General features: G+C 70.4%; 18 protein-coding genes and 2 pseudogenes. 9 read left to right on the forward strand and 11 right to left on the reverse strand.

The window, feature by feature from the left end:
* Nucleotides 1–7 precede the first annotated feature (7 nt).
* A complete protein-coding gene (locus MMF93_RS00530) occupies nucleotides 8–772 on the reverse strand; it encodes a GNAT family N-acetyltransferase (RefSeq protein WP_242757158.1) in 765 nt (254 codons plus the stop codon).
* A 155-nt stretch (nucleotides 773–927) separates the two neighbouring features.
* Between MMF93_RS00530 and MMF93_RS00535 the strand changes: the two genes are divergently transcribed.
* Nucleotides 928–1,089 (forward strand): hypothetical protein, encoded by a 162-nt coding sequence (locus MMF93_RS00535; protein WP_242748494.1) that lies wholly within the window; start codon nucleotides 928–930, stop codon nucleotides 1,087–1,089.
* A 134-nt stretch (nucleotides 1,090–1,223) separates the two neighbouring features.
* Nucleotides 1,224–2,684, forward strand: coding sequence for a glycosyltransferase family 2 protein (locus MMF93_RS00540; RefSeq protein WP_242748496.1), 1,461 nt, complete (start codon nucleotides 1,224–1,226; stop codon nucleotides 2,682–2,684).
* Nucleotides 2,685–2,752: 68 nt separating this feature from the next.
* Here MMF93_RS00540 and MMF93_RS00545 read toward each other — a convergent pair whose 3' ends face one another.
* Nucleotides 2,753–3,316 (reverse strand): 2'-5' RNA ligase family protein, encoded by a 564-nt coding sequence (locus MMF93_RS00545; protein ID WP_242748498.1) that lies wholly within the window; start codon nucleotides 3,314–3,316, stop codon nucleotides 2,753–2,755.
* 310 nt (nucleotides 3,317–3,626) lie between these two features.
* Here MMF93_RS00545 and MMF93_RS00550 point away from each other — a divergent pair.
* The 3 genes and pseudogenes from MMF93_RS00550 to MMF93_RS00560 form a co-directional block, all read left to right on the forward strand.
* Nucleotides 3,627–3,896, forward strand: a pseudogene (locus MMF93_RS00550) (DUF6000 family protein); the annotation flags it as partial.
* Complete coding sequence (locus MMF93_RS00555; protein WP_242748500.1) at nucleotides 3,893–4,075, forward strand: hypothetical protein; 183 nt, start codon at nucleotides 3,893–3,895, stop codon at nucleotides 4,073–4,075. The pseudogene MMF93_RS00550 and the gene MMF93_RS00555, both read left to right, overlap by 4 nt.
* 77 nt (nucleotides 4,076–4,152) lie before the next feature.
* Complete coding sequence (locus MMF93_RS00560; protein WP_242757160.1) at nucleotides 4,153–4,638, forward strand: GNAT family N-acetyltransferase; 486 nt, start codon at nucleotides 4,153–4,155, stop codon at nucleotides 4,636–4,638.
* A gap of 290 nt (nucleotides 4,639–4,928) precedes the next feature.
* On the opposite strand, the gene MMF93_RS00565 is transcribed toward MMF93_RS00560, so the two are convergent.
* The 7 genes from MMF93_RS00565 to MMF93_RS00595 form a co-directional block, all read right to left on the reverse strand.
* Entirely contained in the window at nucleotides 4,929–5,864 is a 936-nt protein-coding gene (locus tag MMF93_RS00565) for a LysR family transcriptional regulator (protein ID WP_242748502.1), read from the reverse strand.
* Between the two features lie 39 nt (nucleotides 5,865–5,903).
* A complete protein-coding gene (locus tag MMF93_RS00570) occupies nucleotides 5,904–7,295 on the reverse strand; it encodes an MFS transporter (protein ID WP_242748504.1) in 1,392 nt (463 codons plus the stop codon).
* Between the two features lie 271 nt (nucleotides 7,296–7,566).
* Nucleotides 7,567–8,715, reverse strand: coding sequence for a M20 family metallopeptidase (locus tag MMF93_RS00575; protein WP_242748506.1), 1,149 nt, complete (start codon nucleotides 8,713–8,715; stop codon nucleotides 7,567–7,569).
* Nucleotides 8,712–9,386: a DUF1028 domain-containing protein gene (locus MMF93_RS00580; RefSeq protein ID WP_242748508.1), complete on the reverse strand. Its 675-nt coding sequence runs from the start codon at nucleotides 9,384–9,386 to the stop codon at nucleotides 8,712–8,714. The genes MMF93_RS00575 and MMF93_RS00580 overlap by 4 nt, the downstream gene beginning before the upstream one ends.
* Nucleotides 9,383–9,853, reverse strand: a complete 471-nt coding sequence (locus MMF93_RS00585; protein ID WP_114025228.1) for a RidA family protein — start codon at nucleotides 9,851–9,853, stop codon at nucleotides 9,383–9,385. The genes MMF93_RS00580 and MMF93_RS00585 overlap by 4 nt, the downstream gene beginning before the upstream one ends.
* Before the next feature lie 9 nt (nucleotides 9,854–9,862).
* A complete protein-coding gene (locus MMF93_RS00590) occupies nucleotides 9,863–11,149 on the reverse strand; it encodes a flavin-containing monooxygenase (RefSeq protein WP_274709415.1) in 1,287 nt (428 codons plus the stop codon).
* A gap of 239 nt (nucleotides 11,150–11,388) precedes the next feature.
* The gene (locus MMF93_RS00595) at nucleotides 11,389–12,126 is read right to left on the reverse strand and encodes an SDR family oxidoreductase (RefSeq protein ID WP_242748512.1); all 738 of its coding nucleotides are present in this window, start codon (nucleotides 12,124–12,126) and stop codon (nucleotides 11,389–11,391) included.
* A 220-nt stretch (nucleotides 12,127–12,346) separates the two neighbouring features.
* On the opposite strand from MMF93_RS00595, the gene MMF93_RS00600 reads away from it, so the two are divergent.
* Nucleotides 12,347–13,165 carry a helix-turn-helix transcriptional regulator gene (locus tag MMF93_RS00600; protein ID WP_242748514.1) on the forward strand — a complete coding sequence of 273 codons (819 nt, stop codon included), beginning with the start codon at nucleotides 12,347–12,349 and terminating at the stop codon, nucleotides 13,163–13,165.
* Nucleotides 13,166–13,257: 92 nt separating this feature from the next.
* On the opposite strand, the gene MMF93_RS00605 is transcribed toward MMF93_RS00600, so the two are convergent.
* Nucleotides 13,258–14,421: a type I phosphomannose isomerase catalytic subunit gene (locus MMF93_RS00605; RefSeq protein ID WP_242748516.1), complete on the reverse strand. Its 1,164-nt coding sequence runs from the start codon at nucleotides 14,419–14,421 to the stop codon at nucleotides 13,258–13,260.
* 293 nt (nucleotides 14,422–14,714) lie between these two features.
* On the opposite strand from MMF93_RS00605, the gene MMF93_RS00610 reads away from it, so the two are divergent.
* The 3 genes and pseudogenes from MMF93_RS00610 (at nucleotide 14,715) to MMF93_RS00615 (ending at nucleotide 15,504) form a co-directional block, all read left to right on the forward strand.
* On the forward strand, nucleotides 14,715–14,957 hold the full coding sequence (locus tag MMF93_RS00610) for a hypothetical protein (protein ID WP_242748518.1): 243 nt from the start codon (nucleotides 14,715–14,717) through the stop codon (nucleotides 14,955–14,957).
* 1 nt (nucleotide 14,958) lies between these two features.
* Nucleotides 14,959–15,102: pseudogene (locus tag MMF93_RS33610) on the forward strand (Clp protease N-terminal domain-containing protein); the annotation flags it as partial.
* Nucleotides 15,103–15,144: 42 nt separating this feature from the next.
* Nucleotides 15,145–15,504: a Clp protease N-terminal domain-containing protein gene (locus MMF93_RS00615; RefSeq protein WP_423835569.1), complete on the forward strand. Its 360-nt coding sequence runs from the start codon at nucleotides 15,145–15,147 to the stop codon at nucleotides 15,502–15,504.
* 93 nt (nucleotides 15,505–15,597) lie between these two features.
* Here the strand turns inward: MMF93_RS00615 and MMF93_RS00620 are convergent, their stop codons facing one another.
* Complete coding sequence (locus MMF93_RS00620) at nucleotides 15,598–15,771, reverse strand: CsbD family protein (RefSeq protein ID WP_114025222.1); 174 nt, start codon at nucleotides 15,769–15,771, stop codon at nucleotides 15,598–15,600.
* Nucleotides 15,772–15,934: the final 163 nt, after the last annotated feature.

Raw genomic sequence — 15,934 nt, forward strand, 5'->3', positions numbered from 1 at the left:
CGACGGCTCAGGGGTCAATGGCGTGTTCGGTGAACTGGCCACACGAGCGGAACCCCAGGCGATGGTAGACGGGCCGGCCCTCGGCGGACGCCTGCAGGACCGCGATGCGGTGGCCCCGGTCGCGGGCCGTCCGGAGTGCCGCAAGCGACATGGCGCCGCCGTAGCCACGTCGGCGGTGGACGGCCAGGGTGGAGACGTTGTAGAGACCGGCGACTCCCGCGTGGCGGAACACTTCAGCGGAACAGACCGGACGGCTCTCCACGTAGCCGACCAGGTACCGGGCCGGGCTTTTCGCGGCCAGTGCCTGCGGGGCGGCGTGGGCGAAGAAGCGCCGGACGGTGTCAGCGGGCGGGTCCCAGTTCGCGGCGAGAACCGTGGCGTAATCGGCGAGTTGTTGTGGCGTGGCCACCCGCTGGATGTCCAGCCCTGGGAGGGCGGGCGGTGGCGGGATGTTGTCCAGCTCGGCCCACATCGCCGTCTCGCGTTCGGAAGCGGACATACCGGCCGCCGTCAGGCGGGTGGTGAGGTCCGGCGGTGTCGAGGCGGGCCCCACCCACCAGGAGAAACGGCGGCCGGTACGCGCCAGCGTACGAGCGGTCTGGGAGATACGCGCCGTGGCGTCGGTGGCGGTGAAGCGGGCCGCGGCAACGATGTTGAAAGTGTCGTCGTCCAGTCCGCTGTCGGCGACCACGAGGTCTTCAGCCTCCGTGACGGTCGCACCAGTCATGCTCCGATGCAGGTGACAGGCGTGTTCGGCCAGGTTCCGTTCCATCCTGTCGAACAAGTCGGCTTCGTCGAGGAAATGGTCATTCATGGCGAGATCCCAGCTTGAAACTCACCTGCGTAATTCCCGCTCATCACACATATTCCTTCCTATTCTCTTAGCGTTCCGAAATCGTTTGCCACCCTAATGGAGGCGCGAATCTCATGCCGTACGGTTCGATCACAGGTCCGGGCGGGACGCTGGCCGCGACAGGGCTCGCAGCGGGGCAGACCTGGCTCGCTGTGCTGAGCGGCCTGCTGGTGCTGGCCGGGGTGGTACTGGTACGTCTCACCTTCCGTCGCGGCCGCGGGCCGGTGGCACGATGACCGGTTCGGTCACGGGTGCGCAGGTGCCCGTGCCGGACGCCACTGCGAAGCCCTCAGGTGGCACCCCTGTGCCCCAGGCGGGGCCGGCACCCGCCGCCCCGGGGTGCTCGCCGCGGACAGGATGCTGGCCGGGCGTGCCGGATCTACCCCGCGCCTGGCACGCCCGCCCCTGGTTCCTGGTGCTGCTCGGAGTCGTCCCGCTGACCGGCTTCGCCGCCTGGGGCATCGCACATACCGTCGCCGTCCTACGCGATCTCGGCGGCGCCTCCGGCGGGTTCATGTCCGTACCCTGGTTGGTGTCGTTCCTGCTGCTGTGGTGGGTGCCCCTGGCCTGGCTCGAGCGGCCTCGCACGACACCTGCGGCCGTTCCGGCCGATCGCGGTACGGATGCGCGAGGCCGCGGTACCGACGCGGCAGGCCGTGCTTCCGACGTGGCGGGTGGCACCCCTGGCGCGGCGGGCCTGGACGTCTTGTCCGTCACGGTGCAGATCCCGGTCTACAACGAAGACCCCGCCGCGCTGCGTGCCTGTCTGCACTCGGTTCTGGTCCAGTCCCGCCCGGTCGACCGGATCCGCGTCGTCGACGACGGCTCCCACGCGCCGGACGGCACCCCGATGACCTACGACGACGTGCGCGCCGAACTCACCGAACGGGCTGCTGTTCGGGGGGTCGAGACCACCTGGGACCGCACCCCCAACCGCGGCAAGCGTCACGCCCAGATGCACGTACTCGCCCACGACGACGCCGATATCTTCGTCACTCTGGACAGCGACTCCGTCCTGGATGCCGACGCCGTCGCCGAAGGTCTCAGGCCGTTCGCCGACCCGGCCGTGCAGTCGGTCGCCGGGCAGGTCATCGTCCTCAACCACGACGCCAACGTCCTCACCCGGCTCATCAACCTGCTCTACCTGCCCTTCACCAGGGGACTGCGCAGCGCCCAGTCGGTGCTGGGACGGGTGACCATCAACTCCGGCACACTCGCCTTCTACCGGGCCGAGGTGGTGCGGGGCGCGGCAGGGGTGTACGAGCACGAGCGGTTCCGCGGCCGTCCCATGCAGATGAACGACGACTCCATGCTGACCTTCTACGCGCTGTGCGCCGGGGATACCGTCCACCAGCCCTCGTCGCTGGTTTTCACACTCGCGCCGCAGCGCTGGAGCCATTACCTGCGTCAGCAGATGCGGTGGATGCGCGGCACCACCGTGCGGCATCTGTGGTGGCTGCGCTACATGCCCCTCACCGGAATCGTGTTCTGGACGACCGTCGCCGAGTACCTGCACATCGTGCTCGGTCTCGCCATTCCCCTCGCCCTGGTGGCGAACCCCGACTACCGGGATCACCTGCGGACGGTCGCGGCACTGGGCGCGTGCGTCGGCGTGGCGATGAGCTACCTGATGGCGCTGCGCCTGTTCACGGTCGGTCGCACCGACATGAGGACGCGTCAGGCACTGCTGCTGTTCGCTGCTGCACCGCTCGCGGCACTCTGGCGGGCCGTCTTCCTGCGTCCGCTGTATCTGTACGCGATGGTCACCTGCCATCGCGTCAGCCGCTGGGGCACGCGCGACAACGTCGAGGTCGACCTCGCCACACGATGACGGGGGTGCGCCCAGATGCTCGTCGGCCCGCCAGTTGGCGCCGGACGGGGAAAGGAGCTGGACCTCGCTCAGGTGAGGGAGGTGGCCACGAGGACACGGAATTCGGAGACGGTGATCTCCTGCTGGAGTTCGACGCTGGGGGCGGGCTTCGCCACGGACGGCAGGTTCATCGCCGTGGCGTCGGTGACAGGGAAGTCCTGCCGGGCGAGGCCGAGCGTGACGTGCGGCCAGAAGCTGTCCTCCGCGATGCCCAGGTGTTCGGTGATCTGAGTGTAGAGCGTGGTCAGCTCGGGCGTGCGCTCAATGCCGAGCCGGACCTGTTCCTGCTTCTGGACGACCCGGTCGTCGTACCGGTACGCGGGGTCCTTCTGGAGTTGCCAGCTGCCGTGCCGCACCTCTCCGGTGAGCCGGAGCACGGGGGCGGTCCACCTGCCACTGCTCAGCGTCGCGGCCGCCTCCGCCAGTGTGCCCGCGTCGGCGTCGTGGAGGAAACCGAGTGTGATGTGCATGTGATCGGGCTGCTGCGGCTCCACTCGCTCCGCGTGTTCGCCTTGCACGGCGACGAGAGCGTCGACCAGTTCGCGGGGAAGCCGGAGGCTGACGAACGCGTTTACTGTCTGGCTGGCCATCATGTGCCCCTCCACACGGACTCACACGGCCCGCGTCGTGATGACTGATGTCTGGCCGCCTTGCTGCCCCTTGACGTGAGGTGCGACGCCTTTCGGAACGCCGACTCACCCCATCGGGGCAGCGCATCACCGGCGTACGCGGTGACAGGACGACCTCAGAAGGCCGGCGGTGAGAGCGTCGCCGAGCGCCTCGGCCTCACGTAACGCAGCGGCGATCACCAGCATCCGAACGAGGCGGGGTACGGCATCATGGCCGATGTGATGGTACAGCAGGTACTGCAAGTTCAGCGTATGGCCACCCGCCGACGCCGACCTCCTCGCCGCCTACCTCGACCGGTACCTGCGCTGCCCGGAGCTCGACTACGACCAGGGCGCCGCGCTCGGGGCGCTCCTGTTCCTCGACGCACGACTCGGCCGCGACCAGGCAGCCCGGTTCCTCGCGCCGGGCGGCCTCTGGCAGCAGTGGCTCGACGGTCCGCCCAGCAAGAGCCGCGACGCCCCGGACAGCTATCGCGAGACGATCGGCGAGCTGTGCGCTTTCGCCACCGCATGCGCAGGACACAGCTCTGGTACGGAGCGATGACTCATGCGACGGGCATCGTCGGCCGCAACGCCGCGCCTGTCCCGGACGAAGCTGGTGCCGTGGCCGGGGACCTTCGTCGGGATGGGCTTGTGGTGATGGATGATGCCTCGGGCCGCTTGCCCGACCGCGTCGAAATCGTTGGACACCTTTCCGGTGAGTCGGCGAGCATCCGCAAGTGACAGATGAAGCCGATCGCCGAAGACCCTGCACGCGGAGCCCGAAGCACGTCCGTTTCGTCGAGCTGTCCGGCGGGACGATGTCCGCTTTGCTGGATGGAAACCTGATCGGAGCCAGCACGTTGGCCGGGGTTGCCCTGACCGACTACTTCGTGACCGACAGAGCACGGTGGCTGTGGCGGTACCGACTCGATCAGATGGCCGCCGACCCCGGCCATGCGCGGTGGATGGTGCGGCAGGCGATCGTCGGTGACAAGGGCCTCGTCGTCGGGCATGCCGGGTTCCATGGCCCGCCCGATGAGCTCGGTATGGTCGAGATCGGCTACTCCGTCGCTCCCGACTTCCGCCGCCGGGGATACGCCCGATCCACGCTGACCGAGTTGCTCCGCCGGGCAGCGGCCGAACCCGCCGTCACGACCGTGCGGGCGACGATCAGCCCCGGCAACGTGGCGTCCCTGGCCACAATCTCGGGTTTCGGGTTTGTTGAGGTCGGAGAGCAATGGGACGAGGAGGACGGTCTCGAGCTCATCTTCGAGGTCCCTGCCCGCCGGGTTCCACCCGTTTGAGGGAAAGGTCCGCGGCAGAGCGCTGGGCTGTGGCAGTGGCGTTCGACGCCGTGGTCCGTTGCGGCAGTCAGTGTGCGTCCGCCCCAGCGGATGCCTGCCTCGCTGCGGACGTGGACGTGGATGCGGACGCTGGCGCGTTCGCGGCGATGAGCGGCCGGGACGTCGGGGTGGCGGCATGGGCGTTGCGCCCTCGCGGGGAGCGGCGGGTGGCGGGCCGTGACGGGTTGCAACGAGTCGCACAGGTCGAAGGAGCAGCCCGGTGCTGGTGCGACCGCGCGATGGCACCCGGTTCACACCTCGCCGGACTCGGCGGTGTCAGCGGCGATTTCGCGCAGCAGCGCTGTCACGGCTCGGGCGCGGGGGCTTTGCGTCACGCCGTCCACCGAGGCGATCTTGACTTCGAGTGCCGGGCTGCCGTCCCGCAGCTCCAGTTCCGCGACCTCGCCGCCGCCGTAGGTCTGGCTCGTCGCCGGCCGCTGGTTCAGTACGGAGAAGCCGAGCCCGCGGGCCACCAGGGAGCGCACGGTCTCGTAGCTCTGGGTGCGGTAGCGGACATCGGGGGTGGTGCCGGTGGCGGCCACCAGCGAGCGGAAGTAGTCGCGGCTGTGGGGCAGGTCCAGCAGAACCAGCGGCTCGCTGGACAGTTCCGCCAGCTCCACACTGCCCGCTCCGGCCAGCGGGTGGTCGGTCGAGACGATCACATAGGCGGGGGCCCGGGCGATCGTCTCGCTGCGCAGGGCCGGCTCGGCTGTCAGACCGAGGCCGTAGGTGAGCGCGAAGTCGATGCGTCCCGCCTCCAGTGCGTGGACGAGCTGGTCCGTCTCCCCTTCCACCACGTCGATCTCTATGCCCGGATAGCGTCTGGTGCATTCGCTGAACAGCGGCGGCAGGTAGGAGGGGGCCAGGGTCACGAAGCAGCCGACGGCCACGGGCCCTGAGAGGGTCTCGCCGTCTCCCTGGGCCTCGCGTTCGACCTCACGTGCACGGGCTAGCAGGTCCCGCGCCTGCTGCCTGAGCCTCTCTCCGGTGGGCGTGAGCGTCAGTCCCCGGCCCCGTCGCCGGATGAACAGCTGTACCTGCAGGTCCCGCTCCAGGTTGTCGATGGCGGCTGACACCGCGGACTGCGCGATGTGCAGCTTGGCCGACGCCTCCGTCATCGAACCGTGTTCAGCGGCGACGAGGAAGTACCGGAGCTGAACGAGGGTGAAACCCACTGGTGACGTCATCCGCGATCCCTGTGCCTGGCGGTCGGCTGCGCCCCCAACCTAGGCGGCCTCGCCCTGCTGTGTCCCGGAAGGCGTCTCCGCAGGCGTCCCGGAAGGCGTCCCGGAGACGTCTTCGGGACGCAGCAGGGTGGAACCGGCGGTCTCCCGCAGGGACAGGGCGGCGATGAGACCACCGGCGGCGAACACCATCAGGTACGGGCCCGGCACCAGAGTGCTGCCGGTCGCGGAGATGAGCATGGTCATCAGGTAGGGCACTGTCCCGGCGAACAGGGCCGCGGTGAGGTTGTAGGAGATGGACAGCCCGCTTTGGCGCGTGCGGGTGGGGAAGACCTCCGCGGACCACACCGCGTAGGTGCCGAGGATCGCCGCCAGGATCGCGCCGAGCAGCAGGCCGGCGATCCAGGTTCCGGCGAGTCCGGTGCGCATGAGGGCAAAGGCCGGAGTCGACAGGACGAGCAGCGCCGCCGTCGCCCCGACGAACACGGGCTTGCGGCCCACCCGGTCGGACAGCAGACCGAACAGGGGTACGAGCGCGAGGCCCAGGAGCGATATCGCGGTGGACAGCAGCGCGGCGCTGTCGGCCGAGTGCCCCAGGTTGTCGGTCTGGTAGGTGACGAGGTACGTCAGCACCGCGTAGAAGGGCACGTGCATGGCTGTCATCAGCCCCGCCGCCTGGAGAAGCTCTCGCTTGTGGGAGCGCAGCAGCTCCCGCACGGGGCTGCGCGGTGCGGTGTCGTTCGCCTCCAGCGCCCGGTACTCCGGGGTGTCTTCGATCTTGGTGCGGATGATGAAGCCGATGATGCCCAGCGGTGCGGCGATGAGGAAGGGGATGCGCCAGCCCCAGGAGGTCAGCCGGCTCTCGTCGAGGCCCGTCGAAAGCAGCAGGAAGACGAACGACCCCGCGAGGAAGCCCAGGAGTGAGCCGACCTCCAGCCAGCTGACGCCGAATCCGCGGCGGCGCCGGGGTGCGCTCTCGGCGAGGAAGCTGGCAGCGCTGCCGAACTCGCCGCCGGCGGCGAAGCCCTGCACCAGCCGCAGGAGTACCAGGATCACCGGGGCGGCGACACCGATCGACGCGTAGCCGGGCAGCAGGCCTATCCCCAGGGTCGCGCCTGACATCGTGAAGATGACCAGTGACAGGGTGCGTTTACGGCCGATGCGGTCACCGAGCGAGCCGAACACCAGGGCACCGATCGGTCGGATGCCGAACGAGACGGCGAAGACGCCGAACACGGCCAGCAGCCCGCTCGTGCTGTCGTCGGACGGGAAGAAGACGGTGGCGACCGTGCCGGCGAGGTAGGCGTAGGCGGCCCAGTCGAACCAGTGCACGAACACGCCCACGGCTCCTGCGGCGACGCTCCTGCGCAACGAGATCACATCGGTGGCCGCCTCGACGTCGGTCGTCGTGGCTCCACTGTTACGGGTGCGCATACGCGCCTCCTAGTGAGGATGGGTGGAGAGGCCGGAGCGTGGTGCGGGACCCCGGCGCTTGTCCCTCAGGAAGTGGGCCGGCCGGGCGGGGCGGCCGGGCTGGTGAGTTCGCGGGGTTCCGTGTCGGTCAGCGGCTCGCGCTCGGGCGTGCGGTGGCGCTGCGGGTGCCGAGGCGGTGGGCACCGCCTCGGCACCCGCGGTGCCTCACCGGCGCACGCGTCCGGCGGTGTCCGCCGCCGTGCGTGCCCGGACCGCCCGGCAGCTGTCCGGGTCATGTCGCTGCTTCCCGGCTCGACGCGCTCCGGTCCACCGCGGTCCAGGCCAGTGCGGTCGCCCCGTCGAGCAGCGCCCGCTGTGCCGTACCGCCCACGCAGTGCGCGGCGAACTCGCGCTGGTGGTTGGTGGCGGGCAGGGAGCCGACGCCGATGTAGGGGTGGATGGCGGGCACCACCTGCGACACGTTGCCCATGTCGGTGGAGGCGCGGTTCATCCGTGCGGCCTGGCCGGGCGGCGCGAACTCGCGGCCCAGCGCGAGGGCGTTGGCCCGGTAGTGTTCCAGCGCGGTCTCGTCCGCACGGAACTCGGCGTACGGTTTGCTCTCCGGCTCGATCTCCAGGTCGCAGCCGGTCGCCAGGGCTCCGGCCTCGAAGGCCCGCATGACCCGCGGCTCCAGCTCGGCCAGCTCGGCCAGCGTCTCCGCGCGCACGTACCAGCGCCCGGCCGACCGCTCCGGGACGGCGTTGGGGGCGTCTCCCGCGTGGGTCACGACCCCGTGCACCCTGGCCGAGGCCGGCAGTTGCTGGCGCAGCAGACCGATGGCGACCTGGGCCACGGTGAAGGCGTCCGCCGCGTTGATTCCGGCTTCCGGATAGGCCGCGGCGTGCGCCGACTTCCCGGTGTAGGAGATCTTGGAGTGGCTGACCGCGAAGGGCCGCGCCTCGGCGACGTCGACCGGGGCGGGATGGACCATCATGGCGAGGTCGACTCCGGCGAACGCTCCCCGGTCGAGCATCTCGATCTTGCCTCCGCCGCCCTCCTCGGCCGGGGTGCCGTACACCTCGACGGTCAGTCCGGCCTCTTCGGCGACGGTGGCCAGGCCGAGCGCGGCGCCGACCGCACTCGCCGCGATGAGGTTGTGCCCGCACGCGTGGCCGAGGCCGGGCAGCGCGTCGTACTCGGCGCACAGGGCTATCCGCACGGGCCCCTCCCCCGCCCTGGCGAGGAACGCCGTCTCCAGACCGAGGTAGGACGAAGTCACGTCGAATCCGGCGCGGTCCAGCAGTTCCGGGACCGCGGCGGCGGCCCTGTGCTCCTCCCACGCCGTCTCCGGGTCGGCGTGCAGCCGCTCGGAGAGCCCGATCAGTTCCTCGGCGTGGCGCGCCACCGTCTGCCGGACCGCCTCCTTGGGGCCGCCCCTCACAGGTCGCCCGGAACGCCGTAGGAGGGTGACGCCGCCGGGTCGAGTCCACGGCGCACGTAGTCGTCGCGCTGCGGCAGCCAGACGTCGAGCAGGTCACCGAGCCGGTCCACGGGTTCCTCCGCCCAGTCCACCCGCAAGTCGGTCACCCGCCAGCCCACGTCCGCGACGACCGCCAGGCCCGCGGAGTACACAGGTCCCTCTTCCCCACCGGCCGCGAGGCCCGCCTTCAGGGCAGCGAGCAAGCGCTCTTCCAGCTCGCCCCCGGCCGCGAGGTAGGCGTCGAGGATCTCGCCGGGCACGTGTTCGCCGGCCAGCATGTTGCCGGCTGCCACCGCGCCGTCCACGGTGGCGGAGGCGTGCGTGCCCAGTGTGCGGGAGCCGCTGTAGGCGAAACCCGGCCCCGAGCGGCCGAGTACCGTCAACTGCCGGTACGCGAGGGTTCGCGCGTGCTGTGCCGCGCCCGTGACGTCGGCAAGGGCGCGCTGCGCGTCACCGTGCTCGGCCAGTCGTTCCAGCAGGCTGGTGCCGAGCATGGGGTCGGTGACGTTCTGCGAGGCCGCCGCGCCGACTCCGGGCCGCAGGTGTGCGGCCCGGGCCGCGACCGCGGGGCTCGACGAGCTCACCGCGATACCGAACCGGTCGCCGTCCCGGGCCACCAGGGAGAACGTCATGCCTGCTCCTTTCCGGGGATCACGGCGATGGCGTCGATCTCGCACAGCCACTCCGGGCGGGCGAGGGCGGAGACCACCAGGCCGGTGGAGATGGGGTGTACGCCCTGGGTCCAGCGGCCCACGGTGCGGTACACCGCCTCGCGGTAGCGGGGATCGATCAGGTAGATCGTCAGCTTGACCAGGTGCTCCATGCGGCTGCCCGCTTCTTCGAGCAGCGTCTGGATGTTGGCCATGGCCTGCTCGGCCTGTGCCTCGGCGTCACCGATGCCCACGGATTCACTGGTGTCGAGGTCCTGGCCGATCTGGCCCCGGACGTACACGGTGTTGCCGGCGACGACGGCCTGGCAGAGGTCGTTCGCGAGGTTCTGCTCGGGATAGGTGTCGCGGGTGTTGAACGGCCGGATCCTGGTGTGCCCGCCCGCGGTGATCGGGGCGTTGGGCTGCCGGCTCTCCTGCGTGGAGGTCATGACTGCTCCTCAGTTGTGCTGTGTCGCCAGTGCGGCGCCGGGCCGGTCGTCGGAGGCGTAGGCCAGATAGCTCCGCCGGGTCGCGATGTGGTCGGCGACGTGCCGGGCGTCGTGCCACACCCCCCAGATGAAGCTCGACCCGCGGCGGGACAGCCAGGGCAGGCCCAGGAAGTAGACCCCCGGTTCGCGGGACACACCGCGGCGGTGCTCGGGCCGGCCGTTCTCGTCGAACGCGTCGACCTCGAGCCAGCTGTAGTCGGCGGCGAAGCCCGTCGCCCAGACGATCGAGGTGACCCCTGCCTCGGCGAGATCGAGCTCGGAGCGGGGGTCGGTCACGCACTCCGGGTCAGGGCCGAGGACGTGGGCCTCCGGCTCCTCCGGGAGGTCGAGCCCGTCACGTTCGACGTACGCGTCGGCCGCCCGGAGGAACGCCAGGTACTTCTCGTCACCGAGTGCGATGTTCGTGCCGAGGTCCGGTGCGAAGCGCAGCACACCGCGGTCGTAGGACGCGGTCATGCCGACGAGTTCGATACCGCTGCCGGCCAGGGCGCGGAAGTCGACGCTGTGGCCGCCACGCGCGCCGCTGACCGCGATGGTGACATGTTCGGCGCCCCGGGGAGGGGTCTCGGCGTCCCAGATGCCGAGGACGCCGAGCCACCAGCAGAAGTCTCGTCCCCGGTACTGGCGGGGAGGGCGGTCGTGCGGGCCGACGGAGAGGAAGACCCGGCGTCCCGCCCTGCGCAGCTCGTCGGCGATCTGGACGCCGGACGAACCGGCTCCCACGACGAGGACCGCGCCGTCGGGCAGTTGCTCCGGGTTGCGGTACGCGCTGGAGTGGATCTGGGTGTGTACGGCGCCGTCCGGGACGATGGGCGGGATCACGGGCTGCTGGAACGGCCCGGTCGCCGTCACGACGAAGCGCGCGTCGATGGATCCCTTCGACGTCCGCACCCGGAAGCCGGGCCGCCCTGTGTGCCTGCGCACCGACGTCACCTCGACACCGCACCGGATCGGTGCGCCGATCTTCTCGGCGTACGCGGCGAAGTAGTCCGCGATCTGGTCCTTCGAGGCGAAGCCGTCGGGGTGGACGTCGGGGAACTCCAGCCCCGGGAAGCGGTCGTGCCACGCGGGTCCGTTGGCGACCAGCGAATCCCACCGCTCCGAGCGCCATCGCTCGGCTATGCGGTCGCGTTCCAGAACCAGGTGCGGCACGCCGTGGGCTCCGAGGTGTTCGCTCATCGCCACACCTGCCTGGCCGGCCCCGACGACGACCACTTCAGTTTCTTCACTCGGCACTCTCAGCCTCCACTCGCGCGGCAGTTCACCCCGGCCGCGTCCACCGGGCTACCGCACCAGCCATCCTTGAGACGTCACCAAGTGCTGTCCAACAGATGTTTCCGTGGTAAGTGATCTGTTTTTCCGATGTGAAGGCGAGCAGTCGGCATCAGACGTCCGGTGCCGGCGGGCCTGTGATGCCATGTGGCCGTGGAACTGTCCCGCGGGGACAGGTCTGTGCGCCCGGCGACCGGGGGGCGTCAGCCCTGGGCGGTGGGCCGGACGACGATGTCGTTGACGTCGACGTCCGCAGGCTGTTCGATCGCGAAGGCAATGGCCCTGGCAATCGCCTCGGGCGCGATCGCGATGTCGTCCCGCATCCTCGCGATCTCCGCCCTGACCTGGCTGTTCGTCGACGCCTCCGCGAAGTCGGTCGCCGTCGCACCAGGTGAGACGGTGGTCACCCGCAGGGAGTCGCCGGCTTCCTGACGCAGTCCCTCACACAGCGCCCGGACCGCGAACTTGGTGCCCGCGTAGACGGCCATGATCGGAACGATGCGGAAGGCAGCCGTGGAGGCGGTGGTGACGAAGTGGCCGGTGCCCTGCGCCCGGAAGACCGGCAGCGCGGCGCCGATCCCGTGCAGCACTCCCTTCACGTTGACGTCGACCATGTGGTCCCACTCATCGACGCGCAGATCGTCGAGAGGGGAGATGGTGCCGACTCCGGCATTGCTGACGAGTACGTCGAGCCGGCCGAAGCTCTCGCCGGCCAGCGCGACCAGCGCCCGCAGGTCCTCCCGCCGGGTCACGTCGGTGCGGATCTGCACGGCCGTGCCGCCCGCCTTCTCGATCCGGGCCACCAGTGCCGTCAGGCGTGCGGACCGGCGCGCGCCCAGGACGAGTCGCGCGCCGCGCGCGGCGAGCAGCAGCGCGGTCGCCTCGCCGATACCACTGCCGGCTCCCGTGATCGCCACCACTTTGCCCTTGATCTCGGACATGAGTTGCCCTCTCCCACTTTTGGCGCCGGGCCGGGGTGCGGGGTAGCGGGGCCTGGAGAGCCCGGGAACCGTTGCACGTGGGAAGGCCGGGCGCTGGTGTGACGGTGTGACTGCGTGAGGCCGCCGGCAATGCCGCGGCCCGTGTTCGGACACCAGTCTCCGGGCGGCTTAGCCTGGTATCCAGACCGTGTTTATTCTGGAATTGAAGGTGCCATCCGTCATGCACGCGGAGCCGGACCAACGCCGTCAGCTGAGTGCGTTCCTGCGCTCTCGGAGAGAGCGGCTGACCCCCGCAGAGGTGGGCCTGCCGCAGACGGGTCGCCGTCGGACTCCGGGACTGCGCCGAGAGGAACTGGCCCTGCTGGCCGGGATCAGTGCCACCTGGTACACGTATCTGGAGCAGGGGCGGAAGATCCGCGCCTCCGAACAGGTGCTCAACGCCCTCGCCGCGGCGCTGCGGCTCGACCGGCACGAGCGCGGCCATCTCCTCCAGCTTGCCGGTCACGCGTTTGACCTCGCAGCCGAGGAACGCGAGCCGCTGACGGCCGAGGCGGGCGCCGTCCCCCAGTTGCTCCAGCCGAACCCGGCCTACATCATCGGCGGCACCTATGACGTCCTCAGCCACAACCAGGCAGCCGAGGAGTTGTTCCCGAGGCTCATCACGGAGGCGGACCGGCCAGCCAACTTCGTCCGCTGGGTCTTTCTCGAACCGGCGGCGCGGGACGTGCTGGTCGACTGGGAGCCCGAAGCACGCGGCCTGCTCGGCCGGCTCCGGACGCTGGCGGCACGCCATCTCGGCGATCCGCGGTACACCCGGCTGATCGAGGAGCTGCACGAGGGCAGCCCTCAGGTGCGGGACTGGTGGCCGCAGTACGAGGTGCAGGCCCGGCACAGTGGTCGCAAACGGCTACGCCACCCGCGACGCGGAGCGGTCACTTATGCGTACACCGCCTTCCACCTGGCCGAACAGCCGGAGCAGACACTGGTCGTCTATGTCGACAGCGGCGAACCGCCCGACAGGGGCGCAGCCGGCGTGTGAGGCGCAGTCCTCGTCAACGCCGGTGGCCTGGAGGCTTCCTCGGGTACGGACCGTGCCGTCGCGCAGGACGCGACGGGGCAGGGCCTCGCTGGTCACCGGAGGCGGGAGCCCGCACCGGCGCTCGCGCTCGCACTCGCGCCCGCGCCCGCGCCCGCACCCGCACCCGCACTCGCACCCAGGGACTCGATGGCCTGGAGTGGGTAGCCGGCTTCGCGCAGGGGGCGGTGGACGTCGCGGTCGAGGTCGGGCAGGTAGCCGAACAGGACATCGGCAGGCCCGGTGATCTCGACGTGTCCGCAGGCCGCGGGGAGCAGCAGGGTCTCGGCCCGGCCCAGTTCCTCGTACCACTCCCCTGCCCGCACCCGCACAGGGAGCCCGACGTTGGTCAGTATCTGGGCGGTGGCGAAGAAGTGCCGCACGGGCTCTTCGGTTCCGGCCCGCCAGCGTTCGAGGGCGAAGTACGGGCCCGCGCACAGGAAGACCCGTTCCACCGCGTCACCGACGGCGATCCCGAGTCCGGGTGTGAAGTCCGGCCGCGGCTCCAGGTCGGCCTGCCGCATCAGCATGTCGAGGTGGGCGCCGAACTCCTCGTCGCTCACCGCGGAGCCGTCCTCCATCCTCCAGCGCATCGCATGCTGCTGGATGTCGGATGTCTGTTCGATCTCGTAGACCAGGGTGTCAGGTCCGAAACTGTGCAGGGTTCCCCCGGGGACATACACGGTCTCCCCGGCCCGCACCGGCAGGCGGCGCAGGACGTCGTCGAACTCCTGCGCCTCCAGTGCTGCGCGCAACCGGTCACTCGTCACCCCGTCCTTGACACCGCACAGGGCGGTCGCACCGGGCGCGGCGTCGAGGACGTGCCACGCCTCGGTCTTGCCGTTGCGCTGCCCTTCCAGACGCCGGGCGGTCTCGTCGTCGGCGTGCAAATGCACAGGGAGAGCCCCGGCCGCGTCGATGAACTTCGTCAGCACCGGGAAGTACTCACCCGCCCAGCCCTCCCCCATCAGCTCTTCCGGATGGTCGGCGACCACCCGGCGCAGGGTTCGGCCCGCCAGGGGCCCGTTGGCCACCACGCTGCCGCTGCCCGGGACGTCGCTGCACTCCCACGTCTCCGCGACGCTCCAGTCGGGGATACCGGTCTTGCCCAGACGGCGGGCGATCGCGTGCCCACCGAAGACCAGCGGCCTGGCGGTCACCGTCAGCCGCAGGGGATACAGGCCGCTCGGGGCCCTCACGGGAGCGTCCAGGGCGGCCACGGGGTCACGCTGTCGGCGCGGATGCCCCTCCGTCCCGGTGCCCGGCCGCCATGGCCGCGTCGGGGCGCCGGTTCGCAGGTGACACCGGACGGGGGCTGCTGCCGACGAGGACGGGACATGGCCTCTCCGAGTGCGGTCGAGCTGGACGCGAGTAGCGAAGCCTCCCCACGCAACATCCATCCTCAGCCCCCGCCCCTGCCTCCGCGACCCGGGAAGGCGGAGCCGGCTCGCATGGGCAGCACTCCTGTCAGGGTAGCTTGACATCGGGGGCGCGTCAGGGCAGCCTGACACGCATGGAAGCTGAGGGCACACCGGCCTCGCTGGCCGGACAGGTCACCGACAAGGACCCCGCGGTGGGACTGCAGGCTGTTGTCGCCCTGCGTCGTCTCCTGGAAGAACTCGAACGGGTCCACGTCGACAACGCCCGCGACCAGGACTGGTCGTGGCAGAGCATCGCCAACGCACTGAACATCAGTCGCCAGTCGGTGCACGAGAAGCACGCGAGCAGGCGCAGAGCCGAGAACAAGGAGAAGTAAGGTGTTCGAATACTTCACCGACCGCGCGAGGCACGCTCTGGTGCTGTCCCAGGACGAGGCGCTCACCCTCGGACACGACTTCATCGGCACGGAGCATCTCCTGCTCGGCCTGATCGGCAGCGACCAGAGCACGGCCGGGGACGTGTTGCGCGAGCGGGGCGTCGAGCTGACACGGGCCAGGGAGGAGATGGTGCGCCTCCTGGAGGCCGCCGGGGTCGCCGCCACCGGCGGACAGCCCGCGAAGGACGCACTGTCCTCCCTCGGTATCGACGTCGAAGAGGTCAAGCACCAGGCCGACAACACCTTCGGCGCCGGCGCCTTCCAGTACCCCAGGCCCGCCTACACCGAGGACGCCAAGAAGGCGCTGGAACAGACCCTGACCGAGGCCCGCGCACTGGGGCGGGAGCGGTTCGGCACCGAGCACATCCTGCTCGGCATGCTGAGCTCGGGCCAAGGCCGCGGTCTCGAAGTGCTGGCAGCTTGTGAGGTGGACGCCGGTGGCCTGCGCGAAGCCGTCCTGGCTCGCGTGGCACGGGACGCCTCGTAGCGAGGAGTGCGCTCGCGCGTGCCGCGGGGCAGGACCCGTTCGAACGCGGGTCCTGCCCCGCGGCACGCGACCTCCTGCCGGAAGGAGGAGTTTTCAGCGGCGGAAGCGGTCCGTGGTCTCGTCGCGGGCCTCCCGGGCCTGGCCCTGCGCCTGTGCGGCGTGGCCCTTGGCCTGCATCTTCTTGTTGCCGGTCGCACGCCCCGCGGCGCGCATCGCCTTGCCCGCCGCCTGTTCGGCCTTCGCGCGCGCCTTCTCGTTGGCAGCCACCGTTCTCAACTCGCTTTCCTCGCGTCGACGTCCGGTTGCACAGCGGCGGGTGACCACAACGCACCGAAGCAAACCAGCCTCGGCGGACACGACGACGCATGAGCCATGGCCCTGTATCGATCCACACCGACCCGTGCGCGGTCGCGCGAGGCTGCCCGGGCAC

Source organism: Streptomyces tubbatahanensis (assembly GCF_022699385.1).
Classification (GTDB): domain Bacteria; phylum Actinomycetota; class Actinomycetes; order Streptomycetales; family Streptomycetaceae; genus Streptomyces; species Streptomyces diacarni.